The organism is Corynebacterium sp. KPL1986, assembly GCF_000477975.1.
Taxonomy (GTDB): Bacteria; Actinomycetota; Actinomycetes; order Mycobacteriales; family Mycobacteriaceae; genus Corynebacterium; species Corynebacterium accolens.
The window spans coordinates 2,510,758-2,535,907 of sequence record NZ_KI515719.1 but is presented as its reverse complement, the minus strand read 5'-3'; the positions used below and the strand labels follow the sequence as shown (position 1 = coordinate 2,535,907).

General features: G+C 61.1%; 23 protein-coding genes. 9 read left to right on the top strand and 14 right to left on the bottom strand.

The window, feature by feature from the left end:
• Window positions 1-2: 2 nt before the first annotated feature.
• A complete protein-coding gene (locus HMPREF1287_RS11740; protein WP_034653501.1) occupies window positions 3-1,067 on the bottom strand; it encodes a PDZ domain-containing protein in 1,065 nt (354 codons plus the stop codon).
• A 93-nt stretch (window positions 1,068-1,160) separates the two neighbouring features.
• Between HMPREF1287_RS11740 and HMPREF1287_RS11735 the strand changes: the two genes are divergently transcribed.
• Window positions 1,161-2,618, top strand: a complete 1,458-nt coding sequence (locus HMPREF1287_RS11735; protein WP_023016929.1) for a zinc-dependent metalloprotease — start codon at window positions 1,161-1,163, stop codon at window positions 2,616-2,618.
• Between the two features lie 6 nt (window positions 2,619-2,624).
• On the opposite strand, the gene HMPREF1287_RS11730 is transcribed toward HMPREF1287_RS11735, so the two are convergent.
• The gene (locus HMPREF1287_RS11730; protein ID WP_023016928.1) at window positions 2,625-3,143 is read right to left on the bottom strand and encodes a M48 family metallopeptidase; all 519 of its coding nucleotides are present in this window, start codon (window positions 3,141-3,143) and stop codon (window positions 2,625-2,627) included.
• A gap of 120 nt (window positions 3,144-3,263) precedes the next feature.
• Here HMPREF1287_RS11730 and HMPREF1287_RS11725 point away from each other — a divergent pair, with 120 nt between their 5' ends.
• Window positions 3,264-4,130, top strand: a complete 867-nt coding sequence (locus HMPREF1287_RS11725; protein ID WP_232215101.1) for a hypothetical protein — start codon at window positions 3,264-3,266, stop codon at window positions 4,128-4,130.
• Here the strand turns inward: HMPREF1287_RS11725 and HMPREF1287_RS11720 are convergent.
• The 8 genes from HMPREF1287_RS11720 to HMPREF1287_RS11685 form a co-directional block, all read right to left on the bottom strand.
• Window positions 4,108-6,162 carry an ATP-dependent DNA helicase UvrD2 gene (locus HMPREF1287_RS11720; RefSeq protein ID WP_005281820.1) on the bottom strand — a complete coding sequence of 685 codons (2,055 nt, stop codon included), beginning with the start codon at window positions 6,160-6,162 and terminating at the stop codon, window positions 4,108-4,110. The genes HMPREF1287_RS11725 and HMPREF1287_RS11720 overlap by 23 nt on opposite strands.
• Window positions 6,155-6,886, bottom strand: a complete 732-nt coding sequence (locus HMPREF1287_RS11715; protein ID WP_023016926.1) for an NAD(+) diphosphatase — start codon at window positions 6,884-6,886, stop codon at window positions 6,155-6,157. Before HMPREF1287_RS11715 ends, HMPREF1287_RS11720 begins: the two co-directional genes overlap by 8 nt.
• Window positions 6,887-8,005 carry a TrkA family potassium uptake protein gene (locus tag HMPREF1287_RS11710; RefSeq protein WP_005277555.1) on the bottom strand — a complete coding sequence of 373 codons (1,119 nt, stop codon included), beginning with the start codon at window positions 8,003-8,005 and terminating at the stop codon, window positions 6,887-6,889.
• Between the two features lie 99 nt (window positions 8,006-8,104).
• On the bottom strand, window positions 8,105-11,284 hold the full coding sequence (locus HMPREF1287_RS11705; RefSeq protein ID WP_023016925.1) for an ATP-dependent helicase: 3,180 nt from the start codon (window positions 11,282-11,284) through the stop codon (window positions 8,105-8,107).
• The gene (locus tag HMPREF1287_RS11700; protein ID WP_198010393.1) at window positions 11,277-14,384 is read right to left on the bottom strand and encodes an ATP-dependent DNA helicase; all 3,108 of its coding nucleotides are present in this window, start codon (window positions 14,382-14,384) and stop codon (window positions 11,277-11,279) included. The genes HMPREF1287_RS11705 and HMPREF1287_RS11700 overlap by 8 nt, the downstream gene beginning before the upstream one ends.
• Window positions 14,385-14,416: 32 nt before the next feature.
• On the bottom strand, window positions 14,417-15,205 hold the full coding sequence (locus tag HMPREF1287_RS11695; protein ID WP_005277551.1) for a hypothetical protein: 789 nt from the start codon (window positions 15,203-15,205) through the stop codon (window positions 14,417-14,419).
• Between the two features lie 10 nt (window positions 15,206-15,215).
• Entirely contained in the window at window positions 15,216-16,169 is a 954-nt protein-coding gene (locus tag HMPREF1287_RS11690) for a DUF3152 domain-containing protein (protein WP_042404025.1), read from the bottom strand.
• A 66-nt stretch (window positions 16,170-16,235) separates the two neighbouring features.
• Entirely contained in the window at window positions 16,236-16,460 is a 225-nt protein-coding gene (locus HMPREF1287_RS11685; RefSeq protein WP_005277549.1) for a DUF3107 domain-containing protein, read from the bottom strand.
• Between the two features lie 74 nt (window positions 16,461-16,534).
• On the opposite strand from HMPREF1287_RS11685, the gene HMPREF1287_RS11680 reads away from it, so the two are divergent.
• Together HMPREF1287_RS11680 and HMPREF1287_RS11675 are read left to right on the top strand one after the other, a co-directional pair.
• A complete protein-coding gene (locus HMPREF1287_RS11680; RefSeq protein ID WP_023016922.1) occupies window positions 16,535-17,893 on the top strand; it encodes a DEAD/DEAH box helicase in 1,359 nt (452 codons plus the stop codon).
• On the top strand, window positions 17,890-19,128 hold the full coding sequence (locus HMPREF1287_RS11675; RefSeq protein WP_023016921.1) for a hypothetical protein: 1,239 nt from the start codon (window positions 17,890-17,892) through the stop codon (window positions 19,126-19,128). Before HMPREF1287_RS11680 ends, HMPREF1287_RS11675 begins: the two co-directional genes overlap by 4 nt.
• Before the next feature lie 50 nt (window positions 19,129-19,178).
• On the opposite strand, the gene HMPREF1287_RS11670 is transcribed toward HMPREF1287_RS11675, so the two are convergent.
• Window positions 19,179-19,658: a hypothetical protein gene (locus HMPREF1287_RS11670; RefSeq protein WP_034653816.1), complete on the bottom strand. Its 480-nt coding sequence runs from the start codon at window positions 19,656-19,658 to the stop codon at window positions 19,179-19,181.
• 517 nt (window positions 19,659-20,175) lie between these two features.
• Between HMPREF1287_RS11670 and HMPREF1287_RS11665 the strand changes: the two genes are divergently transcribed.
• Both HMPREF1287_RS11665 and HMPREF1287_RS12945 read left to right on the top strand, forming a co-directional pair.
• Window positions 20,176-20,436 carry a WhiB family transcriptional regulator gene (locus HMPREF1287_RS11665; protein ID WP_005277545.1) on the top strand — a complete coding sequence of 87 codons (261 nt, stop codon included), beginning with the start codon at window positions 20,176-20,178 and terminating at the stop codon, window positions 20,434-20,436.
• Window positions 20,437-20,540: 104 nt separating this feature from the next.
• Complete coding sequence (locus tag HMPREF1287_RS12945; protein ID WP_369707509.1) at window positions 20,541-20,615, top strand: 50S ribosomal protein bL37; 75 nt, start codon at window positions 20,541-20,543, stop codon at window positions 20,613-20,615.
• 157 nt (window positions 20,616-20,772) lie between these two features.
• On the opposite strand, the gene HMPREF1287_RS11660 is transcribed toward HMPREF1287_RS12945, so the two are convergent.
• Both HMPREF1287_RS11660 and HMPREF1287_RS11655 read right to left on the bottom strand, forming a co-directional pair.
• On the bottom strand, window positions 20,773-21,045 hold the full coding sequence (locus HMPREF1287_RS11660) for an anti-sigma factor (RefSeq protein ID WP_005281801.1): 273 nt from the start codon (window positions 21,043-21,045) through the stop codon (window positions 20,773-20,775).
• On the bottom strand, window positions 21,045-21,647 hold the full coding sequence (locus HMPREF1287_RS11655; RefSeq protein ID WP_005277540.1) for a sigma-70 family RNA polymerase sigma factor: 603 nt from the start codon (window positions 21,645-21,647) through the stop codon (window positions 21,045-21,047). The genes HMPREF1287_RS11660 and HMPREF1287_RS11655 overlap by 1 nt, the downstream gene beginning before the upstream one ends.
• Before the next feature lie 36 nt (window positions 21,648-21,683).
• On the opposite strand from HMPREF1287_RS11655, the gene ybaK reads away from it, so the two are divergent.
• Complete coding sequence (ybaK, locus tag HMPREF1287_RS11650) at window positions 21,684-22,187, top strand: Cys-tRNA(Pro) deacylase (RefSeq protein WP_023016919.1); 504 nt, start codon at window positions 21,684-21,686, stop codon at window positions 22,185-22,187.
• Here the strand turns inward: ybaK and HMPREF1287_RS11645 are convergent.
• Window positions 22,173-22,820, bottom strand: coding sequence for an SOS response-associated peptidase (locus HMPREF1287_RS11645; RefSeq protein ID WP_023018174.1), 648 nt, complete (start codon window positions 22,818-22,820; stop codon window positions 22,173-22,175). The genes ybaK and HMPREF1287_RS11645 overlap by 15 nt on opposite strands.
• Here HMPREF1287_RS11645 and aroA point away from each other — a divergent pair.
• On the top strand, window positions 22,819-24,120 hold the full coding sequence (gene aroA, locus HMPREF1287_RS11640; protein ID WP_034653495.1) for a 3-phosphoshikimate 1-carboxyvinyltransferase: 1,302 nt from the start codon (window positions 22,819-22,821) through the stop codon (window positions 24,118-24,120). The two genes, HMPREF1287_RS11645 and aroA, sit on opposite strands and share 2 nt — an antisense overlap.
• Window positions 24,113-25,147, top strand: coding sequence for a ribosome small subunit-dependent GTPase A (gene rsgA / locus HMPREF1287_RS11635; RefSeq protein ID WP_005277534.1), 1,035 nt, complete (start codon window positions 24,113-24,115; stop codon window positions 25,145-25,147). The genes aroA and rsgA overlap by 8 nt, the downstream gene beginning before the upstream one ends.
• Window positions 25,148-25,150: the final 3 nt, after the last annotated feature.

Sequence of the window (25,150 nt, the reverse complement as noted above, 5' to 3'; positions counted from 1 at the left end):
TATTAGGTGCATTCCTTGACGTCTTTGCCCGCCGCAAAGTCCTTCATGGCCGCCACGGCATCGTCGAGGTTTTCTACCTGCGCAATGGTCATATCGCCGTGGTCGCTGCCGGCCGCCGCTGAACAGTTGTCCTTAGGCGCCAAGAAGAGCTCGGCGCCTGCCTCGTGCGCGGCGGCGATTTTATGCTCGATGCCACCAATTGGCCCAACCTTGCTATCGGCCTGAATGGTACCGGTGCCGGCCACGAAGGTACCGCCGGTTAAGTCTTCATCGCTGAGCTTATCGATGACCGCCAGGGTAAACATCATTCCCGCTGATGGCCCGCCGATATCCTGCAGGTTGTAGTTCACCGAAATATCGTCCTTGGGCTGCGATAGCATGGCGATTCCCAGCAACGCCTTGCCCTTATCGTGCGGGTTTTCGCCCAATTCAATCTCTTCGCTGAGCTCTTTGTCCCCGCGGGTGACGCTGATTTTTACCTTATCGCCGGGGCTTTTGTCCTTGATCATGTCTTGGACCTCGCTTGGCTCGGTGACCTCGGTGCCATCGACGGCGGTGATGACATCGTCCTTTTTAAGGTGCTCCGAAGCGGCGCCGTCCTCGATGACCTCGGCCACGGTGATTTTGACCGGCAGGTGCAAATAGTCCATCGCCGCGATGGTGGCCGCGGACTCCGATTGGGTAAAGGCCTGCTTATTGGATTCTTGGACCTCTTCATCGGTCATGTTTTGCGGAATGACGGTATCGATGGGCACCAGGGTGTCATCGGTAAGCGTCCAGCGCCCCAACGCCTGCGCCAAGGTCATATTGGTGCGCACGGATACGGTGGTCATATTCAGGTGCCCACTGGGCTTATAGGTCTTTGGCGCCTGCACATCAACGACTTGGGTGCCATCAACCTCGCCCAGCGTATCCACGGTGGGGCCAGGGCCTTCGGCGGCATAAGGAACGGTCAGCGAGACATCGGTGCCCGGGATATGGTCAAGCGATACCAACGCACCGGTAAGCACAACGGGGATAGCACCCCAGGCGATGGTGCGGACGCGACGGCTAGCAGGAGAATTCACGAAGCAATAGCCTACAACCTTTGGCGTACTGTTCGCTGTCAGCGTTGCTGTGATCATGGAAACTTTCCGCACGGTGCCGGTAGATTGGAGCGCATGAGCAACGGATTCGGTTTTTCTTTCCCAAATAACGATGACGACGATAATGACGGCCGTCGTGACCAGAACCCGTTCGGCGCATTCGGCGGCGGTAATGGTGGCGGCCTCGGAGACATGCTGAACCAGTTCGGTCAGATGCTATCCGGCATGGGCTCGTCCATGAACTCGCCCCAGAACTCCGGGCCGGTCAATTACGATATGGCCAAGCGCATCGCCCTGCAGCAGATCCCCAAGTCAAAAGACATCAGCGCGGAAGATTCCAAGGCAGTAGAAGAATCGGTGCGCCTGGCGGAGCTCTGGCTTGACGATGCCTCTATTCTCCCCACCGCTTCCGGTACCACGCAGGCATGGGATTCCAAGCAGTGGCTGGAAGAAACCATGCCCGCCTGGGAACGCATGGTCACCCCCGTGGCCCAGCACATGAATGATGCCCAGCTGGAATCCATGCCGGAAGAGGCTCGCGAAATGATGGGCCCGATGACCAAGATGATGGGCCAGATGTCCAGCATGAATTTCGGCATGCAGCTAGGCCACGCCCTAGGCGATCTCGCCAGCCAGGCACTGACCGGCTCCGATTTTGGCCTGCCCATCGCCCCGGCCAATACGGTGGCGCTTTTGCCGCATACCATTCAGAAGGTCGCGCGCGAGCTCAACGTTCCGGGCCAAGAGGTACTGGTTTATATCGCCGCGCGCGAGGCCGCCCGCCAGCGCCTGTTTAAGCACGTGCCGTGGCTGGTAGAGCGCATCGTCTCCTCCGTGGAGGAATACGCCATCGGCTTGGTCATTGATACCTCCCACATTGAAGAGCTCGCCCGCGAGCTGAACCTGGAATCCGGCGACCCGCAGGCCATCCAGGAAGCCATGAGCAAACTGCAGGGAATGGATCTCTCTCCGCGGGTTACCTCCAAGAACACCGCCGCCGCCTCCAGGCTGGAAACCCTGCTGGCCTTGGTCGAGGGCTGGGCCGAGCACGTCGTAAGCGAGGCCTTGGGCGAGCGCATCCCCTCCACCTCCAAGCTCACTGAGGCCTGGGCACACCGCCGCAGCACCGGCGGGTCTGCCGAGCGGGCCTTTAGCAAGGTCGTGGGCATCGAGCTCAACGCCCCCAAGGTCACCGAGGCCGCCGAGCTGTGGCGCCGCGCCACCGTGGCCGTAGGTGCCGAAAAGCGCGATAAGGCCTGGGACCACCCAGACTTCCTGCCCACCGCAGAGCACCTCGATAACCCGGCCGCCTTCATCGATTCCCTCTTGGATGATGAGCCGGATGAGGGCTTCGAGGAAGAATTTGCCAAGCTCGAAGAGATGCTCAAAAACGGCAAGGGCTCCGGCGAGGACTCCGACAACAAGTCCGAAGAGGACAAGGGTTCTGCAGAAGACAAGGACGCGCAGAGCAGCGACGACGCGGACGACGGCGACGACAACTCCGAAAAGGACAACGGCGGCGAGGATAAGTAGCTCGCGCTAACCGCCCCAGCGCTGGTAGGCCTCAAGGTAGCCCTTGGCCCGCTCGGCGTGGGGCGCCCTATCGGCCCACTGCCAGAATTCGCGCCCATGGCGCGGGATGAAGGTATGGGTGAGCTCATGGATGATGACCGAATCCAGCACATAATCCGGCACCTGCTGTAGGCGGTTGCTCAGCCGGATATCCGCGGTGGAAGTAGTACAACTACCCCACCGCGTATTTTGATTGCTCACCCACCGGATGGACCCAATCCACGCGCGGCCTTCCAGGTACTGCGCGTTGAGCTGTTTGGCGCGCTGGAGAAGCGCCGCATCGGTCTTCGCACCACCGGTTTTCTTCTCTAGGCGCGCGAGCATATCCTGTACCGCCTCGTTTTCCTCGCGGGCGGACATCCAGGCCGGAATGCGCACTTCCAATACCCCGGCCACCATGCGCGCCTGCACGGACTTTCGCCGCCGCGCAGAGCGGATAACCTTGACCTCAGGGTGGGTACGTCCTGGTGGTTGCGTGCTCGACATGACAGGCCATTGTACCTGTGGTGCAATGGACGCACATGCGGCACATATGCCGTATTCGGGGTGATAAAAGGGGAATCGAGGGAAAAACCAGTGACTGCCTCACAAGGCACGGCTCAACGTGTGACATTAGCTCCAGGGTGTGGCGTATTTTGCCGCGAGGATTCCGTGGTGCAATTTGGGATGGACGCCACCCGGGTTGCGGTGGCGGATACGGGCAATGCGCAAGGTGTGGCCCGCGCTTTTGCCACGGCCCATCAGCCGGTCGATTCCGGGGAATTGGCGGCGCGGTTGGAAGCGGCCGGCTTGGATAGCGCCGCCGCCAGCAGCCTCATCGATGATGCTCTGGACTATGGCATCCTCTGGCCCCAGCCACCACATCCCGAGCAGCATGAAACCATCATCATGCTGGGTGAATCCCCGCTTGCTCTGGAGTTGCGCGCCCGCTTGGCAGCAGATGGATATACGGTGCGCATCCCCCTTGATGAGGACAATATCTTTTCCTATATCCACGACCTCGATGGGCTTTTTACGGTGCTTGCCATCGACCAGCTCCACTGCCCCATCGATTGCGCCAATGCGCTTGCAGGCACCCCGACAACCTGGCTGCCCATTTCCTTACAAGATAACCGCGGCATCATCGGGCCCCTGCGTGTGGAAGGGCAAGGCCCCTGCCCGCTGTGCATTCACTTATACCGCGTGGATGCGGATCCGCAGTGGAGCACCATTGCCTCCCAGCTCACCAGCGTGCGCAGGCAGCCAGAAAAGCTGGTTATCGATGCGGTGGCGGCCCAAGTACAGGTGATAATCCGCCGCTTAAGCAAACGCCCCCTACCGCCAGGCGCGCCGACCGCCTTCCCGCGGCCGGGGCAACAATGGGAGGTAGACGTCTATGGCCGCCACCAGCAGCGCACGGCCATCGCCCATCCGCGGTGCCCGGTGTGCTTCGGCGGCAAGGTCAACCTGGCTACAACCGCACAGAGCGAATGACCTCTAGGATTTGCTCGCCGTAGCGCTCCAACTTATTGGGCCCTATTCCAGAAATGGACAGCAGCTCCGCCTCATCTACCGGCAGTTCTTCCGAGATGGCCTGCAGCGTGGCGTCCGTGAAGATGACGTAGGCCGGAACCTTTTCCTCGCGGGCAACCTGTGCGCGCCACGAGCGGAGGGCGGAAAAGACTTCGTCGTCGCCATTGCCCTCGCAGTCTTCATGCCGGCCAATGACCTTTTCCGCCGGGGTCTCTAAAACCCCGCTGCACACGCGGCAGCGTTTCGGGCGGCGGGAGCGGCCACTTCCCGCAGCCGATTCCACGCCTGGCGCGATGCCGTCGAGGAAGCGGGTGCGCTCCCGGGAGGCCCTGGAACCGGCGGTCTTCGCCAATGCCCACGACAGGGCCAGGTGCTCGCGGGCGCGGGTAATGCCTACATAAAACAGGCGGCGCTCTTCCTCGATCTGCTCGTTACCCGCCTTAATGGCGTGGTTGATGGGCATGAGCTTTTCGCTCAGTCCGACGAGGAAGACGGCGTCCCACTCCAAGCCCTTTGCCGCGTGCACCGTAGCGAGAGTAACGCCCTCCATGGCGGGGGCTTGCTTATCAGTGGAGCGGCGGCGCAGCTCACCCAGCACCCCGTTGAGATCGATGCCCGGGGTGGATTCCACGATCTTCTCAATCAATCCCACCAGCGCGTTCAGCGATTGCCAGCGCTCGCGGGCCTGCGCGCCCTGCGGTTCGGTGGCGCTGAGCCCAAGCTCGACGAAGGCGGCCCGCGCAATCGCCACGGGGTCCTCCGGCAAATCATCGCGGCGCGTGGCGGCAATGAGCACGCGAATGGCCTCCAGAATCTCCGGGCGGCGGAAGAAACCTTCACCGCCGCGGACTTGGTAGACCACTCCGGCATCGGCAAGCGCCTGCTCAAACTGCTCCGACTGGGCGTTGATGCGGTACAGGATGGCAATCTCTGAGGCCGGCACGCCCTGGTTGAGCAGGGTCAGCACCTGCCCGGCCACCTCCTGCGCCTCATTTTCCTCGGACTCGTAGGCCTTAAACGTCGGCTCCGGCCCAGGCTCGCGCATGCCCTGCAGCTCCAAGCGGGTGCCCGCCGCGCGCCCCGTAGCCTTGCCGATGACCCGATTAGCCAGGTCCGTGACCTGCGGCGTAGAGCGATAGTCGCGCTGCAGCTTGACGATGGTCCCGTCCGGATAGCTGCGCGAAAAATTCAACAGGTACTCCGGCGATGCGCCATTGAAGGAATAGATGGTCTGGTTGGCATCGCCCACCACGGTGAGATCATCGCGATCGCCCAGCCAAGCATTCAGCACGCGCTGCTGCAGGGGCGTGACGTCCTGGTACTCGTCAACGACGAAGGTGCGGTACTGCTCGCGGAAGGTCTCCGCAATGGCCGGGACGTTCTCGATGGCGCCAGCGATGTGCATGAGCAGATCATCGAAGTCCAAATGCATCATATCCGGCGTAGCCTTGGCCTTCTCGTAGCGCCGGAAGGCCTCGGCCACCTTGGCGGCATCGGCCGGGGCGGTGCGATCCGTTTCCGCGATGACGCTCTCATAGTCCTCCGCACTGACCAGCGCGGATTTCGCCCATTCGATTTCCGCCAGCACGTCACGGATCATGTCTTTGGAATTATCCAGCCCCACCGAGCGCACCGCGCGGGCTACCAGCGGGAATTTATTGTCCAATAGAGTCCACGGCAGATCGCCTGCGACCTGCGGCCAGAAATACTTCAGCTGCCGCCGCGCGGCCGCGTGGAAGGTTTGGGCTTGCACGCCAGCAACGCCCATCATGCGCAGGCGATCCCGCATTTCTCCTGCCGCACGCGCGGTAAAGGTCACGGCCAAAACGCGCTGGGGGTTTACGAACCCTTGATCCACCATATTGGCGATGCGATAGGTAATGGTGCGCGTCTTACCGGTGCCCGCGCCCGCCAAAATGCACACCGGCCCGCGCGGGGCGGTGGCCGCGCGGCGTTGATCCTCATCCAGCAGGGACAAATCCGGCTTATTCACCGTGATACCACTCCATAATCATCGTGTGTGCGATAGAACCCGCGGTGGCCAACGGGAGCTCAAGCAGCTCGGCGCGGGTCACCCAACGAATTTCTTCCAGTTCCCCATCAGTATGGCAGGTGGGCTGGACATCCGATGTCTCTGCGTGAAAGCCCAGCATAAGCGAGCCACTCGGCGGCCACGGCTGAGATCCCCAGTAGCGAAGATTGTCAATGCGGCGCCCGGTTTCCTCCATGGTTTCGCGGGCAAAGGCGGCCTCAATGGTCTCTCCCGGTTCCACGTATCCAGCGATCAAGGAAAAGAAGCTATTGCGCCCGCGATTGCGCGCCAGCAAAATCTGCTCCTCGCCCTTGAGTTCAATGAGCCCGATAACCGCCGGGTCTAGGCGCGGAAACACCATGCGGCGCGAATCCTGCGGATCGCGGCCAATAATACCCGGCGTGGGATAGTCCAACGGGTGGCCCGTGCGCGGATCGAAGCGCTGCTCCAGCCGGTTGCGAATCAAGGCAATGGCCTGCATGACGAGGGAATCATCGGCGAAAAAAGTCGCAGGTTGCAACTGCCCCATCCGCCGCGCAATTGCTTCCGGGCAGGCAAAAACGTGCAGCGTGCCGATGTCCACCATCTCCGGTGTCCCCACGCCCTCCGGCAATTGCTCCACCAACGCGGCGTCCCCGCTCGCGGTGGCAGGCACTAGACCCGTGTGCGTTACGGGCAAATACAATTAATCCTCCTCGTCCTCATCTTGCACTTCCACGGGTTGTTCCAAGTCATGCTTGATATACAGCAGGCGGTCGCCCGGTTTCAGTGCGGAGGCATCAGCGGTATCAACGCGGTGAAGTTCGTTATTGCGCAGCACCGCGAGCACGATATCCGCCAGGTGGCGCGGGTTGGAACCAACCTCGAACTCGCGCACGGCGCGCTCTGATACGGAAAAGCCCTCGTTAGGAGAAAGCAGGTCCTCCATCATTTCCACCACGGTGGGGGTCACGGTGGCAAGCCCCAGTAGACGGCCGGCGGTCTCTGCAGACGTCACCACGGAATCTGCACCGGATTGGAGCAAGAGATGGCGGTTTTCGGACTCGCGCACCGAGGCCACAATCTTGGCCTTGGGGGCAAGCTCGCGCACGGATAGGCAGCACAGCACCGCGGTATCGTCCGAGGACGGGGTGACCACAATGGAGTTTGCGTGCTCCACCCCGGCGATCTTAAGCACGTCCTGCTTGGTGCCCGAGCCAAAGATGGTGACCAGCCCATGGTGTTCCGCATGAGCCAGCGAGGCGCGGTTATTATCGATGACCACAATCTGGGAGGTGGGCACGTCATCTGCCAAGAGCGCGGCGACTGCCCCGGCGCCCTTCGTTCCATAGCCAATAACGACGGTGTGGTTACGCAATTGTTTTCTCCAGTTCTGGATTTCAAAGGTGCGGCGGGCCTTGTCCGTCAGCACGGATAGCGTCGCACCAACCAACAGCACAAGGAAGACGAGGCGGGCTGGGGTAATAAGTACGAGGTTGATAAACCGCGATTGCTCCGTAACGGGAACGATATCGCCATACCCCACGGTAGTCAGGGTGACGGCGGCATAGTAGGAGGAATCCAAAAGCGACATGTCCTCGCTATAGCCCTCACCGTCTAAGTACACCACGATGGTGACAAAGATGAGGATGCCAAATGCCCACAGCGCGCGTTTGGCCAACTGGCGCCACGGGCTGGCGTTTTGATCCTTGGGCACAGTGATGACATCAAGGAGCGCGTGATCAGGTTGCGAGGACAACTCGACCTGCGGCAAAAAGCGCTGTTTAATACGCCCTTTGAGCACCTTCGCATGTTTTTTGGCCACTGGCCCAGCCTTCTTTTCTGGATCGATTTTTGATTCCGCCGGTTATACGGGGACGCAACTATCCATTCATCGTCCGCGTTCCGTCCCCATACCTTAGCCCTAGTGGCCTGCTACTGACGATTCAAGCAGGCTACGCAGCTCCTCACCTTGGGCTAAAGTATCTGGCTCAAAAGTATAACCATCGTGAACATAATGGAAAGCGGCGCGGATTTTATCGCCGCCGTGGATGCGCCGCCAGGCTTCGGCATAGACCGCCAACTGAATCTTCGCCGCTTCCATGGCAGTACCCTTCGGCGGCCGCCCGGTCTTCCAATCCACCACCATCCAGGTGTCATCTGCCAAGCGGAAGACGGCATCCATTCGCCCGCGCACCACCGCGCTGCCGATGGTAATTTCAAACGGCGCCTCCACAAAGTCCGGCTGGCGCTGCGCCCACTCGGAATTCAGGAAAGATTCCTTAAGCTCTTCCAGATCGAAATCCTCCGGCTCATCGATGCCCGGCAATTCCTCTTCCCCTAGCAGCGCGGGGCTGCCAAAGCGCTCTTCCAGCCACGCGTGGAAGGCGGTGCCTCGCTTGGCATAGGAATTGGGCTTAAACGGCACGGGGCGGCGTTGCCGGCGCGCAAACTGTAGCGGATCGCTGCCCAGGGCCACCATGTCAGAAGCGGTAAGTTCACTGGGAAGTTCCACATTCACAACCGGTTGCTGCAAGGACTTGTATTCCTCAATGAGCGCGCCCGCATCCTGTTCCCACAACTCGAAGGTCTCGCCGTGGCTTAACTCAGGAAGGTCCTCCATCGCGGCCAGGACCGCATCCGCGCCGGCTAGGGAATCCGGATCTGCTTCAAGGGCCGGGAAGAGCCCACTTTCTGCCGCATGAGCCGAGGTTTCCACCGGCTCTTCGGGCACCGTCCATTCCCCTACGTACTGGGGGAAGGTTTCTTTTAGCCTTTCGAGGTACTCGTACGGGCCCTTCTTAGCCTTGCCCGTCCGGTTATTCGTGCCGGAGCCGGTAACGGTCAACGTGGACTCGGTTCTGGTGAGGGCCACATAAAACAGGCGAGCCGCTTCCTCCGCGTTATGCGCGCGGTCATCATCCAAGAATGCCTTGCAGGCTTTTTCGAATTCTGAGCGGGTAACCGCATCCGGTGAGACCTCGATGTAGTCATTGTCACCGGGCACCTTTTCTATCTTGGACAAAAAGGTCTCTGCTTGGGCCTTATAGCTCGAAGAGTCAGCGTGCACGACATAGACGTGTTCCCACTCCAGGCCCTTGGCCTTATGCACGGTCATGATTTGTACGCGATCCGTTGAGGCGGGCACCTCCCCAAGCCCGAGGCCATCTTCATGTTCGCGGGCGAGCTCCAAATAATCTAGGAGCGCATACAGGGAATCCCCGTGGAATCCGGCGACGATATCGGCGAATTTATCCAGGTGGGTGGCTCCCCCGGCGCTGCCGCGGGCAAGGACCTCGGTACGGATATTGAAGATGGCCTCGATGTCCGCAAAGAGATCGCTTAAAGGCTTGGATAGCGAGTAGGTGCGCAGGTAGCGCAGCTTGGCAGATACCTCTTCCATGCGCGCCAAGCCCTGCGGGGTATAGCGGTCGCGCTCGCCGAGGTCCGCCAGGGCATCGGCAAGCCCCACCGTTTGATCTGGGCCCTCAGCCGTAAGCTGCGCTAATTGGGCGCGCAGATACTCCTCAGGATCCATACCCTCTTCCCACTGCAGGCGCTCTTGTTTTGCCCCCGCCAGGTTCTTTTGGCGCGCGGCAAGGGCTTGAATATCGCCCATTCCCAGCCCGCAAATGGGCCCGGCGAAAATGCGGAGGGCCGCTTGCGCGTCTTCCGGCCGCACCAGCATGGTCGCCAGCGCTACGAGGTCCTGGATTTCCGGTTGCCACAGCAGTCCACCCAGGCCATTGATTTCATTGGGGACATCGACGGCATCCAAGGCTGCTGCAATGGCCGCGGTTTGCCGGTTGGTACGCACCAGCACCGCTGCGCGAAAGCCATCGCCCTCGCGCGCATCCCACTGCTGCCTTAATTTCTGCGCAATAAACTCGTGTTCCTCGTCTTCGCTGGCGAAATAGGCCAGCTCAATCTCGCCTTCGCCCTTGTGCGGGGCCGCGTGCAGCTCATCGACGGGCCGCGGGCCGCCCCCAAAGACCCCGGCCGCCACCGAGTTGGCCAGCTCCAAGGCACCCGACGGGTTGCGCCACGAGGTAGTGAGCTGATCCTTGGGAGCAGGCGTGCCATCGGCTTGCGGGAAATCCTCCACAAACGCGGTGAGGTTTTCTGAGGTAGCCCCGCGCCAGCCATAAATGGCCTGCATGGGATCGCCCACCGCGGTCACGGAAATGTCCTTGTGTTCCCCACCAAAGAGGCTGCGCAGGAGTACGCGCTGGGCATAAGACGTATCTTGATATTCATCCAGCATGACCACGCGGTAGCGCTGCGCCTGTTGCTTGCCCACCGCCGGGTGCGATTGCGCGAGGCGCGCCGCTACAGACATCTGCTCGCCAAAGGTGATGACCTGCTGCTCTGCCTGCGCGCGCTTGAGTTCCTCGATCAAAGGCACGTACTGCACGCGTAGATCCTGGACATTGATGTACTTCTGCAGGTCCCTGGAATACTCGCCCTTCGTCCTCGGGGCCTTTTCCAGGTTGTCTATATCGGCGCGAAAATCCCGTGCGAATTCGGCGATATCATCCGGATCCTTCAAGGAATTGTCCATATCGGAGGTGATCTTGAGCAGGACTTCCGTAATGGAACCCAAGGTCTTTTCATCCGATAATTTGCCGCCGTAGTTTTTCACCACGTCATAAGCAATGGCGAAGCGCTCTGCTTCCGTGATGATGCGCGCCGAGGGCTCTACTGGGACCAGGAGGCCGTATTCGCGCACGAGCTCGCCGGCATAAGAATCATAGGTGGCCACGGTAGGTGCGATATTGTTAAGCGCCTCCGCAGCGGGGCTGCCGGGGACGATGAGCCCGGAATCGCGCAGCTGAATGAGCTGGCGGCGAATGCGCTGTTCTAGTTGCTGCGCCGCCTTGCGCGTAAAGGTCAGCCCCAGCACTTCCTCTGGGCGCACGTAGCCATTGGCTACCAAATAGACCACGCGGGAGGCCATGGTTTCCGTCTTACCGGCACCCGCGCCGGCCACCACAAGCTTGGGGCCAAAAGGACCCTCGATGACGTGGGCTTGTTCCTCAGTGGGTGGGTAGTCCTTGCCCAGTGCTTTCGCTATTTGTTCCGGGGAAAAATTCTGCTTAGGCATGGATGGTCATCTTTCCTTCCTCCTGCACTGGGCAGATGGTACGAATGGGGCACTTATCGCAATCCTTATTGGTGCGGGCGGTAAGCTGCGGACCGCGCAATTCCGCCGCCAGTGGTGGCAAAAGTGCGGAGAATTCTTCCAGGGCCTCTGCGGTGAGCTGGCTTTGTGTGCGGGTGGTAATTTTGCTGGAATCTTTTCCGGGATAGACAAGAACTCCGCCTGCGCGCGGCATCCCTTCGCCATCGCGCACGCGCTGCCCGTCGAAGCTTCCCCGGGACAAGGCCAATTGGTAGGTCATTAGTTGGCGGTTTTCTTCCGCCTCCGCCTGCGTCGCTGCAGATTTACCGGTCTTGAGGTCCACGACCAGGTAATTTCCATCCCCGTCCTGCATCAAGCGGTCCATGAATCCGCCGACCCGAATATCCGGGGCGACCTCGACGTAGACGGGTACTTCCACCCCGGCGAGTTCATTTTTAACCTCGGATTGCTGTGCCCATTGCTGCGTGCGCTCCAGCAGGCGGGAGAATTCTTCCAACTTGCTCTGTAGCTGCCACTGCGGAACATCCAGGATGAACTCATAGGCTTCCATGACGAGCAGGCGGGCCTTTTCCGCATCCATGCCGCGGCCGATGGCCTCCAAGAAGGCGTGTGCCATGGTGCCGCGCAAGAGGTGCTCGGCGCCGCTGGGATCTTCGGCCAAGTTTCCCACAATCGCCTTGAGCGGGCAGTTGAGCAGGGCTTCGACCCGGGATGGCGATAGGCTCTTGCTACCGCGCAGCTGCGTATGCGATGCCACAGAGCGCGCGGAGAACCACTGGTCTGGGTGGGCGCCAGGGATGCCCGCCTGCGCTAAACGCGCCAGCTGCCGGGCCGCCTGACGCCGCTCCGCCTCGCCGGATTCTGGGTTCGCGACCACGCGGCGCAATTGCGCCACGAAGGAAGGTACAGACAGCACCGATATATCGAGGGGATCGACCTCGAGTCCATCGCGCAGGGACACCGGTGCTGGCTCGGGAACGTCTAAGCCCAGCTCGCGGGGAAATTGGGTGGCGCGCAAGGCGCGGCTGGCTTCCCGGCGCGCCATTGTGCCGGGAACATCAACCCCGCGCCCAGTAAATTCCGCGATGAAGCGGGAAGGCTCTGCAAAGGCATCCTCGTTGGGATTTTCCACCGCAGCGATGAGTAACCGGTTCCGGTGGCGCGTGGTGGCGACGTGGAAGAGCCGGCGCTCTTCGGCCAGACGGGAGGCGATGTGGCTAACAGGGGTATCAGGCTCAATATCGCGGTCCAGGAGATCGATGAGATCTTCTTGGCCAAAAATGGACCCGGTCTCCCCCAGCGAGGGCCACGCGCCTTCTTGGGCTCCGGCGACGATGACGGTATCCCATTCGCGGCCGACGGCGCCGTGGGCGGTGATGATCTCCACGGCCTGTGGGATGGCGGTGCGGCGGTCGCGGACGCCGGTGGGCAGTTCTTGTTCGGTGATGTGGGTTAAAAAGGACTGCAGTGAGGAGCCGGGGCGGCGCTCGGAGTAATCACCGGCGGCATCAAAAAGCGCCATCATGGCATCGAGGTCGCGGTCCGCCTGCGAGCCGGTGGCGCCGCCGCGCAAGGCGGATGTCTGCAGGCGCATATCCAACTCAGTGGCGCTCCATACCTCCCACAGGATTTCTTCCACAGAGGCTTGGGCTTGTATAGCCTGCCGCCCCGCGGCGAGTACCGCGCGCACGCGCTCCAGGATAGAAAACTCGCGTTCCGTGAGCTGTCCGTTGAAGTCCGGCAGCTCGCCGTGCAAGAGCTCTCGCAGGCTATCCATGCCGCGCGTATCGGGCGCCCACCGGCGCAGGCCGCGAATCAGGCGGCGCAGTGTGACGGGATCCGCCCCGCCCACGGGCCCAGTAAGCAATTCCTCGAGCTCCGCATTGCTGAGGTCTTCTTCCAAGGCGCGCAGGGCAAGGAGCATGGCGGATACTAGGCGCTGCTCAGCCAAAATGACGTCGGTTGGGCTGATATGCACGGGCACCCCGGCGGCCAGCAAGGTGCGGCGCATCTGGCCAATATCCGCCGTTGAGCGCACAATGACGGCGATATCGCGCCACTGCACGCCATCGTCCAAATGGCGGCGGCGCACGGTATCGGCCACCACATCGCGCAGGCGGCCCTCAGAATCCACGATGGAAACGCAGGCCGGGGATCCGCTGCGGTGCGGCTGCGAAAGCTCGACGGAGTTCTCCGCGGGAAATTCCTCGAGGAACTGCGAATTCGCACCGCGGAAGGCAAAGACGGATTGGTCCGCATCGCCGCCGATGACCAGCAATTGTGCATCGGAGGCCAAGCGAGAGATGAGCTTGCCCGCGGTGGGATCTAATAGCTGGGCATCATCGACCACGATGGTGTGCCACGGGTGCGAACTCGTAAGTTCTGGGCGCAGCAAGACTTGGTTGACTAACTCGGCCGCGGAATAGGAATGCGCCCCGGATAGGGCTTGGACGCGTTCATATTCGCGCAGGAACGTACCGGCAGCACTCCACATACCGCGGCCGTACTTAGCTCCGAGGCTCTCTAAATCCGCGGGGCTAAGTCCTCGTTCAATGGAGCGCAAAAGAAAATCGCGCAGTTGGCGGGCAAAGCCTACGTACTCAAGGGCGGGGCGGACTTCCTCTGGCCAGTCGCCGTGGCCGGATTCAGCGTGGCCTTCGAGCAATTCCCGGATAACGGCATCTTGTTCCGCGCCGGTAATAAGGCGCAATTCCTCGTCGCTTGCACTGCGCAGAAGGGCAAAGGCCAAGGAGTGGATGGAGCGGACCATGGAGGATTGTGCCGCATAATCTTCGAGGCGTTCCGAAAGCTCGCGGCGCAGGCGGGCGCCGGATTCCTTGGAGGCGGCGACAACGAGGATGCCGGAGGGATCTGCCCCCGTCTCCTGGGCGCGGTCGAGGGCATGAATGACGGTATCGATAAGAAAACTGGATACGCCGGTTCCAGCGGTGCCGGTTACCTTCCAGGTACCGGTTTCCGGCAGCTCAACAGGCCAGGAACGAGCGTATGCGGACGGGGTGCGGGCGATGAGTCGTACCTCGGGCGACGGCGGTAAGACCACTCCCGCGCGGGCGGTGGAATGGGGATTGTAAGTCACCGCCCCAGTATCGCAGATGCCCTAGACACAAGAAACTGTTCTACCCGCTCAATATTAGAACGCACATTCGAGCGCGACCGCGGATTCAGATCATTGATATGCCGGCGGTAAGACACCGCCCGCAGCAAAAGCTCCTGCATGCCCGGCACGTGGCCAAACCGCTGGCAGATATCATCATCTACCACCTGTGCGATCAAACCGTCCACGATCACGAGCGCTGCGCTCCACCCCGCCGGGCGGGCAGATTGGCTCGGCACGAGATCCACGATTCCCGGTGGGTGCGCGCCATAAAAGACCGTGGTGGTCAGCAGAGCGGTATGAGCGGTGACCAAGGGGACATCGGCAAGCGCGGCCTTATCGTAGGCCTCCCCCGTCTCCGCCCAGGCGGTGCGCTCCGCGCGGGCAAAGGCATCATCGCGGTGCGCACCCGGCGGCGCAGGTGCATTGGCCATGGCATCGTCCAAGCGCAAGGCCGTCTGCGCCGCTTCATCGATGCGCCCGGTGACCTCGCCGGGAAGGAACTGCGTCGCCTTCCACCCGGCCGCGGTATGGCGCCCGTCGCTCGCGAGAACCGGCCTCGATACCCGCGCGCCCGGCACGCTGAGCCTTTCGCGCACCTTGGCAGACCACGCCGCGAAAGGGCCGGCCTGGGAGTAGACAACGTCTCCCACCTTGATGCCGTTATCCCAAACCGGGCCCAGCTGATCGCCTTGGGCCCGGCGCGACCCTGTCGCTCCGGTCTCCGCGTGGAAGGCGCTTAAAACATGCTCTGGGGGAAGCGGCATCCAGTACTCCTTATTGGGGTTGGTGGGGATCCTTGTGCTCCGGATTGGGATATGGCCACGGGTTAGGCTCGCAGGTCACATCCTCATCAGGATAGACCTCCTTGGGATTGCGGTCATGCAATTGTTTATTGTTCAAGCTCAGCGTCTGCTGCATCATCACCGGGGCCAATTTGCCCTCGCCGCCGCATTGCTGGTGGGAGGCATAGCCAATGGCGTGGCCCAATTCGTGATTGATGACGTACTGGCGGTAATTGCCCAAATCGCCCTCAAAAGGCGTGGCTCCGCGTACCCACCGCGCCTCATTGATGATGGTGGTGGATTCGCCGGTAAACATGGTGTGGCAGGAGGTTTCCGTTTCGATCTTCTCACCACACCGCTCCGCGGCCGTACCTAATGAGGTCAGCTGGATGCGAGTATCGGGATCGTCTGCGGAGGCAACGTGCTCGAATTCGAAGTCACCTTGGGCGGTCCACCCGCGTGGATCCGCAAGGGTTGCCTCCACCATTGCGGCAAAGGCATCATCGCCGCCGTAGGGAGCGGTATTAAGTCCATCTTCTACCTCGATGGAATAGCGGACCTTCTTCTCGCCGCCTTCACCGGCTACAGCACCGGGGCGGCCGATTCCGTGGAAAGTACCCTTTCCCTTTTTGGTGAAGTCACTTCCAGGGGGCATCTCGCTAATCTCGCGCTCTACCGCCTCCGCATTTGCGGGATCCGGGCCCGTGAGATCTTCGTGGGTAGGAGTGGCGGCGGCGGTAGTCTCCGCGCTGGATGCATCGCCATTGTCATCGGCCGAAGAGCCAGACGCGATATCCACAATCACCCAGACGGTAAGCAGCACCATCACGGGGATAGCCACCACACGCCACCAGCCGTAGCGGTGGGCGAACCGGACCACCGGGTTCGGGTGATCCGGAATTCGCCTATGGCCCTGTTGAGCCTTGCGATTCTGCCTACTTTCCATAGGCATTGAGGATACCCGGTTGCTTATTCACACACTGAATTAGCAAACCTTTAGAAAGCCCCAAGCTTAGGCGCCGGCGAAACCGACAGATTGCTTCTTCGCGGCACCAACCTCGACGTACACCACGCGGTCCGTGCGCACGAGGTACTTGCGACCCTTGTCATCTTCTAGCTCCAACGTGGAGTTTTCCGCCAAGGCGCTATTAATCTTTTTCGTCAGCTCCGCCTGCTCGCCGGTGGTGCTAATGATCAGCTCGCGCGGGGTATCTGCAAAACCAAACTTGATATCCATAAAAATTATCCTCCTCTAACGAGAGTTTTACATGCCAATGGCCCCACTATAACCATCCCGGCTACTATCAAGGTGTGTCTGTCATAAAAACCCAGCCACCGACCTTCGCGGAACTCGGCGTCGCCGCCGAAATCTGCGATGGGCTCGCTGACCGTGGCATCGCGCGAACCTTTGCAATCCAGGAATTAACCCTGCCCATTGCGCTCAATGGCCAAGACCTCATTGGCCAGGCGCGCACCGGCATGGGCAAGACCTTTGGCTTTGGCGTACCGCTGCTCGATCGCGTTTTTGATGACGCGGATATTGCCCCACCGGATGGGACGCCGCGGGCTCTCATCGTCGTGCCCACCCGCGAGCTAGCCCAGCAGGTCACCGCTGATCTGCAGGACGCGGCCGCGCACCTGCCGGTCCGCCTCGCTGCCATCTACGGCGGGCGCCCCTATGAGGAGCAAATTAAGCTCCTCCAGCGCGGCGTCGACGTGGTCATCGGCACGCCAGGCCGCCTGCTCGATCTGCATGAGCGCGGCGATCTGGTCCTGCGCCACGTCGCCATCGTGGTGCTCGATGAAGCCGATGAGATGCTGGACCTTGGCTTTTTGCCCTCCATAGAGGCGATTTTGGAAGCGCTTGATGGCAATGCGCACCAAACAATGCTGTTTTCTGCCACCATGCCGGGCGCAATCTTGAACCTATCGCGCCAGTTCATGCATAAGCCCGTACACATTCGGGCCGAATCGGAGGCGGATGAGGTCACGCACGAAACCACCCGCAAGGTCACCTTTCAGGCCCACCGCATGGATAAGGTGGCGGTCATCGCGCATATCCTGCAGGCCCAAGGCCGGGGGCGCAGCATCATCTTTACCCGCACTAAACGCTCGGCGGCGCAATTAGCCGATGACCTTGCTGAGCGCGGCTTCCGCGTCGGCGCCGTGCACGGTGACTTGGGCCAAAAGTCCCGGGAGAAGTCCCTGCAGGCCTTCCGCTCGGGCGAGGTGGACATCCTCGTCGCCACTGATATCGCCGCGCGCGGCATCGACGTCGATGATGTCACCCACGTCATCAACTACCAGGTTCCCGATGATCCCATGACGTTTATCCACCGCATCGGGCGCACCGGCCGCGCTGGGCATACCGGCACCGCCGTCACCCTCGTTGGCTACGATGAGCTGGCCAAATGGCGGGTCATCAACGATGAGCTAGGCCTAGATACGGCCACGCCACCACAGTGGTTTTCCACCTCGCCGGAGCTTGCCCAGGCGCTGTCCATCCCCGCTGGCGTGCAGGAAAAGGTGGGCCCTGCCACCAGCGTGATTGGCCAGCTTCCGGCGCATAAGCGGTCCGCGGGACAGACCCAATCCCGGTCCCAGTCGCGGTCCCGGTCCCGTTCCGGAGCTCGGCGCGGCAAGGGCACGCCCCGAGGAGGGCGCCGATGACTAAGGCCCCCATCTTGCGGGCAACCGCGGCGGATTGGAAGGCCACCGGCATCATCGGCGCTATCTGCGCCATCGCGGTGGGCGGCGCGGTCGCCACCGCCAATATCCACCAGGCTGACCTGCACCAAGAGGCCGTTTATGGGGAAAGCGATGCCACTGTGCTTGCCGATGTCCCCTCCACCCTCACCACTGCCTACAGCCTGCCCAACCAGCCCGTACCCGGCCAATACCGCGCCATTTCCGCCCACGGGTTGAGCATTAGCCACGATGGCGATGTACTCACTGCCACCAATGCCGATGGTTCCACGGCCTGGACTTATACCCGCAGCGATGCCGAACTCTGCTCGCTATCGACCGCCTGGGGCAAGGTGGTTGCCACCTATCGCACGGGCGTGGGCTGCGGGGATACGGTTGCCATCGACGCGGCAACGGGTGAATATGACTCCACCCGCAGTGCCATCAATTCCCCGGACGTTATCCCCGTGCAATCCAATGACCGGGTAGGGACCGTGTCTGCCGGGAGAATCGATCTGTGGCGCTCAGATCTCGTGCGCACCGTGGAATACGGCGATGTAGAGGCCAAGCAGGAGGCACAGAAGCAACCGCACGAGGAGTGCACCATTTCTTCGGCGTTGACGCGTACCGAGAACCTGGCGCTAACGGAATCGTGCCCGGAGGAACCTCACACCACCTGGTTAAGGTTTCAAACCACCACCCCGGAAGACTCCCGGGAACCAGAAATGGACGCCGATGTCTCCCTCGAACGCGATGGGGCGCGGCTTATCGCGGTGGGCCAAGACGCCGCCGCGGTCTATATCCCCGGCCCAGAACCCCGCATTGAGTCCTATAACAACCAGGGCGAAAAGCTTTCTTCTACCCCCGTAAAGCCTTCCGCAGCCATCGATTCCGGCACAAGCCCTTTCGCCCCAGCCGTAGCGGATCAACCGCACCATATGACGTGGTTTGATGGGCAGCGCCTCTACCTTTTAACTCCCAGTGATTTGCGCGTCGATCACGTCATTGACGGCGCCATCGGCACCCCGATTTCAGTAGCTGGGCGCATGCTGATGCCCACCGAGAAAGGCATAGCTGTTGTGGACTGGTCTACCGGGGAGGTACTGCGCGAGATTGCCGTCGACCGCGGAGATTACCGTGGTCCCGTCCACCTCACGTTGGCGGGCGAGACCATTGTAGAAACCCGCGGCGATACCGTCGTCGGCCTCAGCAGCGACTAAGCGAGTGCCACTCGCTGCTCCCGCGCGAATGGCCCAAACGCGAGTGGCCCTTAGAAATTCGAGGCGGCCCACTCTGAGGACTCGCGCCTAAACATCAAGAGATAAAGCACCGCAACCGCGCTTAACAGGGTGATAGTTCCCAGCACCGGGGATCCACCGCTATACATTTGAAACGCGCTCGCGCCCAAGATGAGCTCTACGAGGACTACGGCGCCTCTTCCCCATCGCTTTCCCTTCACCATGGCCCAGGCGCCTGCGATGACAAAGCCAAAGACGATGAAGATAAAGATGGCGGTGCCAAGCCCCACAAAGCTTCCTGATCCGGAATCAGAAACCATAGAGTCATTTTCCGCGCCCATCGCTTCGCGCACGATGAGGAAAATACCAAAACAAATAACCGCGATGGATTGCACCGTGGCAATGCCAGCGCCTATCAGCACCGACTGCGGGGCACTATCCGGTGGTGCCGCTGGCGCTGCCGCCTTATCTCGCTGCTGCTTATTTACCTGGCGTTTGTTCTGCTTAGACACAAAGCCACAGTCTACTAATCCGGCGTGAATTTTTTCTGTGCCACCCACGGCAGGGCCTCGATGTTTCCTGCGCTAGCGCGGGGGCAAGGGGCTGAGCTGGGAGATTTGACGGCCTCTCCCTCACCACACTCACAACATAGCACCTATAGCTGCAGCTCACGGCGATTCTCACAGGCTTCTTTAAAATTTGATTTTGGCATTTATGGCCCCCACACTGCGCCTATTTGCGTGATGTTAACCACAATTTAGTCTTTAACCCTAGCGGCGATCGGGTAAACATGTCATGATTCTCTAGTAGCAAAAAGAAAGAGGGCGTAAACCTCTTCTTAACCTGGAGGAAACTTCAGGCAACAACACCGTGAACCATAGGCGGCGGCGACGCTGGCCCGACCTCGAGACCGGGCCCCACTGCTAGCAGACCAGTTCACACACCACCTAAAAATCAAGGTGCTTTCCTGCCCCGCACGGATTGCGCTCGTATTTACTGCTGTCAAAAATTTGTTAGGAGATATCAATCATGGATTGGCGCCACGAAGCCGTTTGCCGCGACGAAGACCCAGAGCTGTTCTTCCCAGTAGGTAACTCTGGTCCTGCTCTTACCCAGATCGCTAAGGCCAAGCTGGTCTGCAACCGCTGCCCCGTCGCTTCTTCCTGCCTCAACTGGGCACTCGAGTCTGGCCTCGACGCCGGCGTCTGGGGCGGCCTGTCTGAAGAGGAGCGCCGCGCCCTCAAGCGTCGCCGCAACCGCGGCCGCGGCCGTTCCCGCGTGTCCGCCTAAAAGCGCGGACCCGGAGAGCCTAACGCCTACCCCAATTTTCGTTTCGGCGCCCTTAGCCGCTACAGTTGAATAAAGTTCAGAAACCCTCAACGAAGGAGTGCGCAATGAGCAAGCGTGGTCGCAAGCGCAAGGATCGCCGCAAGAAGGCCGCTAATCACGGCAAGCGTCCTGGCGCATAACGTACAGCAAACATAAAGCCCGGCTTAGTTGGCAGTGCATTTCAGCACTACCCAGCCGGGCTTTTGCTATATCTACGTTAAGGTCTAAACAAGAAATTTCTGCACCCCAAAAACCCCAGAAGCCTCCAGAGGGTTTCGCAGCTCTGAAGGACACTTCTTACCAGCGGGATTCGATCTCCGTAATTTCTACCGAGATACGGCGGCGCAGCGATTGCGGTGCCTTAGCTTGGCCGGCACAGCAATTGCGCACGAGGGAGCGGACGAGCTCTTCGCGCTCTAGGCGTTGCTGGCAAAAATCGCATTGGGCGATGTGCTCGCGGATGGCTAAAGCGCGGGCATAGGTCGTGGATTCATCGAGAAGCTCGCAAAATAGGTTGTGTACCTCAGTGGAGCTGCACGCACCACAGTTCTTTCCGGTTGCGCCTTCCATTACTTGTCCTCCATGTCCGGGTGTTCTAATCCAATTCCTTGTTCACGTGCTACGTCCTTCAACGCCTTGCGGAGCATTTTTCTTCCACGGTGAAGGCGAGACATCACCGTTCCCAATGGAGTATCCATGATTTCGGCGATTTCTTTGTACGCTAAGCCCTCCACATCGGAGTAGTAGACCACCATCCGGTAGTCCTCCGGTAGGTCATTAATGGCCTGCGAAATGGACCTATCCGGCATCTCTTTAAGCGCTGCCACCTCGGCGGATTCCAAGCCGGTGGAATCGTGCCCCGCGGTGGTATAGAGCTGAAAATCACTCAGATCATCGGCAGAAGACTCGGTAGGGCGCCGCTTCGCCTTGCGATAAGAGTTGATGTAGTTATTGGTCATGATGCGATACAGCCATGCCTTCAGGTTCGTTCCCTGCTTAAAGGAATGAAAGGACTTATAGGCCTTCAGATAGGTCTCTTGCACCAAGTCTTCCGCGTCTTGCGGGTTTCGCGTCATGCGCAGCGCGCCGCCATAGAGCTGATCGAGCAGCGGGAGCGCTTCCTTTTCAAAGCGGCGCTGCAGCTCCTTCTCGCTCACTGTTTCTTTAACCACACAATCTATCCTAACGTCTCACGCTAAAATTCCTATATGGCCAAAAAGTCCCCGCATGCCGCTACCCCGGCACTGAAAGTTATCGAAGATGCCGGAGTCAAACACTCCGTATCCACCTTCGAGGCGGGCAAGGATCACTTTGGTGATCACGCCGCGGCGGCCTTAGACGTAGAACCCGAACGCGTGCTGAAAACGCTCATCATTGATCTCACCGCGGGCAAAGGTCCGCGCCGTGAGTTGGCGGTGTGCGTGATTCCCACCACGCACCATTTAAGCCTCAAGAAGGCCGCCGCTGCCCTTGGCGTATCTAAGGCCGCCATGGCGCAGGTGCACGATGCTGAGAAATCCTCAGGCTACGTGCACGGCGGTATTTCCCCGCTCGGGCAAAAGAACGCGCTGCCCACGGTGATCGAGGAATCCTCGGTGCTTTTCGATACTGTCTTTATCTCCGGCGGCCGCCGCGGCCTAGATATCGAGCTCGATGCAGAAGACCTCGCGCGCTTGTGCGGGGCAGACTTTGCCGATCTACTGGCTGAGTAGCTCCGGGTAGTCATTAGAGACGGTCCCCACGGCCTTATCCACCGCGTGGTACTCAAATCCCCGCAGGCCCGTGGGCGCTAGCAGCTCCTTGGCTTCCTCGGCGCTACCCTCGAGCCAGGTGCGCATCTCCTCCGGCGCCAAAAATCGCGGCAACCTGTGGTGCAGCCACTCCATCTCTTCGGTAGCCGCGGTGGTCACGATGGTGGCAGAGAGCCGGTCCAACCCGGTATCCCAGAGCCCCGCGGCCCACAGCAGTCCCTGGTCTGGGTGGACGTAGTACGGCGTCTTGGTGGAGCCATCCTTGTGCCACTCGTAATAGCCGTTCATGGGGATAAGGCAGCGCTGGGATTTAAAGGCGGTGCGAAAAGACGGCTTGCTCGCCACCGTTTCTGCCCGGGCATTAAAAAGCGGCGGGCCATCTAGGTCTTTCTTCCACTGCGGCAAGAGCGCCCACCGCGCGGGATCAACTTCCGCTAGCTCCTCGCGCACGCGCACGATGGGAATGGGCTGAGTCGGGGCAATATTATATCGGGGCCCGGGCGTACCCTGTGGGGCGTGGACTTCCTGGATTCCCGGGAGGTTTCCCACCTCATCGAGGAGGGACTCGGTAAAAAGAACGAATCTTCCGCACATGGCCTCTATTATGGACACTATGTCTCAACCTTGGACCGCCCCGCTGGCTACCAGCCCCGTTACGGGGGAACACCAGGTGCCAGGATCGAAATCTATTACCAATCGCGCCTTCATCTTGGCCGCGCTGGCTGATTCCCCGTCTATCCTGCACGCCCCGCTGGTATCGCGCGATACGCAGCTGATGGAGGATGCGCTCAGCGCCATGGGGGTTCGCTTCACCCATGAGGGGGCCGATATCCACGTCCAGCCTGGAAAGCTGCACGGTGCCACGGTGGATTGCGGGCTGGCCGGCACCGTGATGCGCTTTGTGCCACCGGTCGCGGCGCTGGCGGATGGCCCGGTGCGCGTCGATGGCGATAAGCAGGCCTATAACCGCCCCATGTCCACGACGCTGGATGCGCTGCGCAGCCTCGGCGTTGATGTAAAAGGCGATAGCCTTCCCTTTACGGTGTCCGCCAACGACGTGCCAGAAGGCGGGAAGGTCACCATCGATGCTTCCGGTTCTTCCCAGTTCGTCTCCGGCCTGCTGCTCAGCGGGGCACGCTTTTCCCAGGGCATCCAGCTCACCCACGAGGGCGGCCAACTGCCGTCCATGCCGCACGTGGAAATGACGGTGGGCATGCTACGCCAGGCGGGCGTGCGCGTGGATTCGGATGGCACGACGTGGACGGTGCACCCCGGCCCCATCGCCGGACGCGAATGGTTCATCGAGCCGGACTTATCCAATGCCACGCCATTCCTCGCCGCCGCGGCGGTCACCGGCGGGCGCCTGACCATCAAGAATTGGCCGGCGAATACCACCCAGCCGGGCGATGCCATCCGCCATATCCTGCTGGATATGGGCGTGATGGTAACCCAGGAGCACAACAGCGTCACGGCAGAGGGCAACCCGGCAGGCAAGCTGCAGGGCATCGAGCGCAATATGGGCGATATCGGGGAGCTTACCCCCACCGTTGCGGCCCTGTGCGCGCTCGCGGAAACGCCGTCGCGGCTCACGGGCATTGCCCACCTGCGCGGCCACGAGACCGACCGCTTGCAGGCACTCGCGGCGAATATCAATGCGCTGGGCGGCAGGGTCACCGAGCTTGACGATGGCCTGGTGATCGAACCCGCCGAGCTCCACGGCGGCGATTGGCCCTGCTATGCCGATCACCGCATGGCCACCGCCGGCGCCATTGTGGGCTTAAAGGTCCCTGGTATCCAGATTGAGGATATTTCCACCACTTCCAAGACCTTGCCCGGCTTCGCCCGCATGTGGGAGACGATGTTGCACCCCGACCAACAGGATTTACATGGCTAGACGTTTCGGTTCCTTTGATGAATCTGATGTGCGCGTGCGCCCCGGCAAGGGCTCGCGCCCGCGCACCAAGGATCGGCCCAAGCACAAAAATGCCAAATACGGCATGGTAATTACCAAGGACCGCGGTCGGTGGGGCGTCGCGCTTGACGATGGCCCCACCGTCACCGCCATGCGCGCCCGCGAGCTGGGCCGCACCGCCATCGAAGTCGGTGACCGCGTCGGCGTGGTTGGTGATACCTCTGGTGCGAAGGACACGCTGGCGCGCATCGTCAAGCTGGCGGATCGCACCTCCGTGCTGCGCCGCACGGCCGATGACACGGATCCGTATGAGCGCATCGTCGTAGCCAATGCCGATCAATTGCTGATCGTGTCCGCCGTGGCCGACCCTCCCCCGCGGTCCGGCTTTGTCGAGCGCGCCTTGATTGCCGCGTTCGTGGGCAACCTCCACCCCATCTTGTGCCTTACCAAGACGGATCTCGCGGACCCGACGCCGTTTGCAGAAGAGTTCGCCGACCTAGATGTCACGGTGGTCGAGGCCGGGGTCGAGGATGGCTTGGAAGCCGTGCGCGCGCAGGTAGATGGGCATATCACCGCGCTCATCGGGCATTCCGGGGTGGGCAAATCCACGCTGGTTAACCGGCTGGTCCCAGATGCGGAAAGGGAAACGGGGGAAGTATCGGGCATCGGCAAGGGCCGGCATACCTCGACGCAATCGGTGGCCCTCCCCTTGCCCACCGACGCTCCTAGCACCGACTCCCAGGGCGGCTGGATCATCGATACGCCGGGCATTCGCTCCTTTGGGCTGGCGCACGTGGACGCGGATACCATCCTTGGCGTTTTCGAGGATCTCGCCGCGGCCATTGAGGAATGCCCGCGCGGCTGTACGCACGCGGGGCCACCGGCGGATCCCGAATGCGGGCTCGATGATCCAGAAATCATTCCCGAGGGCACCGCTACCGCCCGCCGCCGCGATGCGGTACGCGGGCTGCTGCAAGCCCTGCGCACCAACGTGGAGTGGGAAAACTAGCGC

Excerpts from the sequence above, each read along its gene's own strand:
- HMPREF1287_RS11735 (WP_023016929.1), top strand. The coding sequence starts at position 1,161 with ATGAGCAACGGATTCGGTTTTTCTTTCCCAAATAACGATGACGACGAT.
- HMPREF1287_RS11730 (WP_023016928.1), bottom strand. The coding sequence starts at position 3,143 with ATGTCGAGCACGCAACCACCAGGACGTACCCACCCTGAGGTCAAGGTT.
- HMPREF1287_RS11705 (WP_023016925.1), bottom strand. The coding sequence starts at position 11,284 with ATGCCTAAGCAGAATTTTTCCCCGGAACAAATAGCGAAAGCACTGGGC.
- HMPREF1287_RS11695 (WP_005277551.1), bottom strand. The coding sequence starts at position 15,205 with ATGCCGCTTCCCCCAGAGCATGTTTTAAGCGCCTTCCACGCGGAGACC.
- HMPREF1287_RS11690 (WP_042404025.1), bottom strand. The coding sequence starts at position 16,169 with ATGGAAAGTAGGCAGAATCGCAAGGCTCAACAGGGCCATAGGCGAATT.
- HMPREF1287_RS11685 (WP_005277549.1), bottom strand. The coding sequence starts at position 16,460 with ATGGATATCAAGTTTGGTTTTGCAGATACCCCGCGCGAGCTGATCATT.
- HMPREF1287_RS11675 (WP_023016921.1), top strand. The coding sequence starts at position 17,890 with ATGACTAAGGCCCCCATCTTGCGGGCAACCGCGGCGGATTGGAAGGCC.
- HMPREF1287_RS11665 (WP_005277545.1), top strand. The coding sequence starts at position 20,176 with ATGGATTGGCGCCACGAAGCCGTTTGCCGCGACGAAGACCCAGAGCTG.
- HMPREF1287_RS11660 (WP_005281801.1), bottom strand. The coding sequence starts at position 21,045 with ATGGAAGGCGCAACCGGAAAGAACTGTGGTGCGTGCAGCTCCACTGAG.
- ybaK (WP_023016919.1), top strand. The coding sequence starts at position 21,684 with ATGGCCAAAAAGTCCCCGCATGCCGCTACCCCGGCACTGAAAGTTATC.
- aroA (WP_034653495.1), top strand. The coding sequence starts at position 22,819 with ATGGCCTCTATTATGGACACTATGTCTCAACCTTGGACCGCCCCGCTG.
- HMPREF1287_RS11645 (WP_023018174.1), bottom strand. The coding sequence starts at position 22,820 with ATGTGCGGAAGATTCGTTCTTTTTACCGAGTCCCTCCTCGATGAGGTG.
- rsgA (WP_005277534.1), top strand. The coding sequence starts at position 24,113 with ATGGCTAGACGTTTCGGTTCCTTTGATGAATCTGATGTGCGCGTGCGC.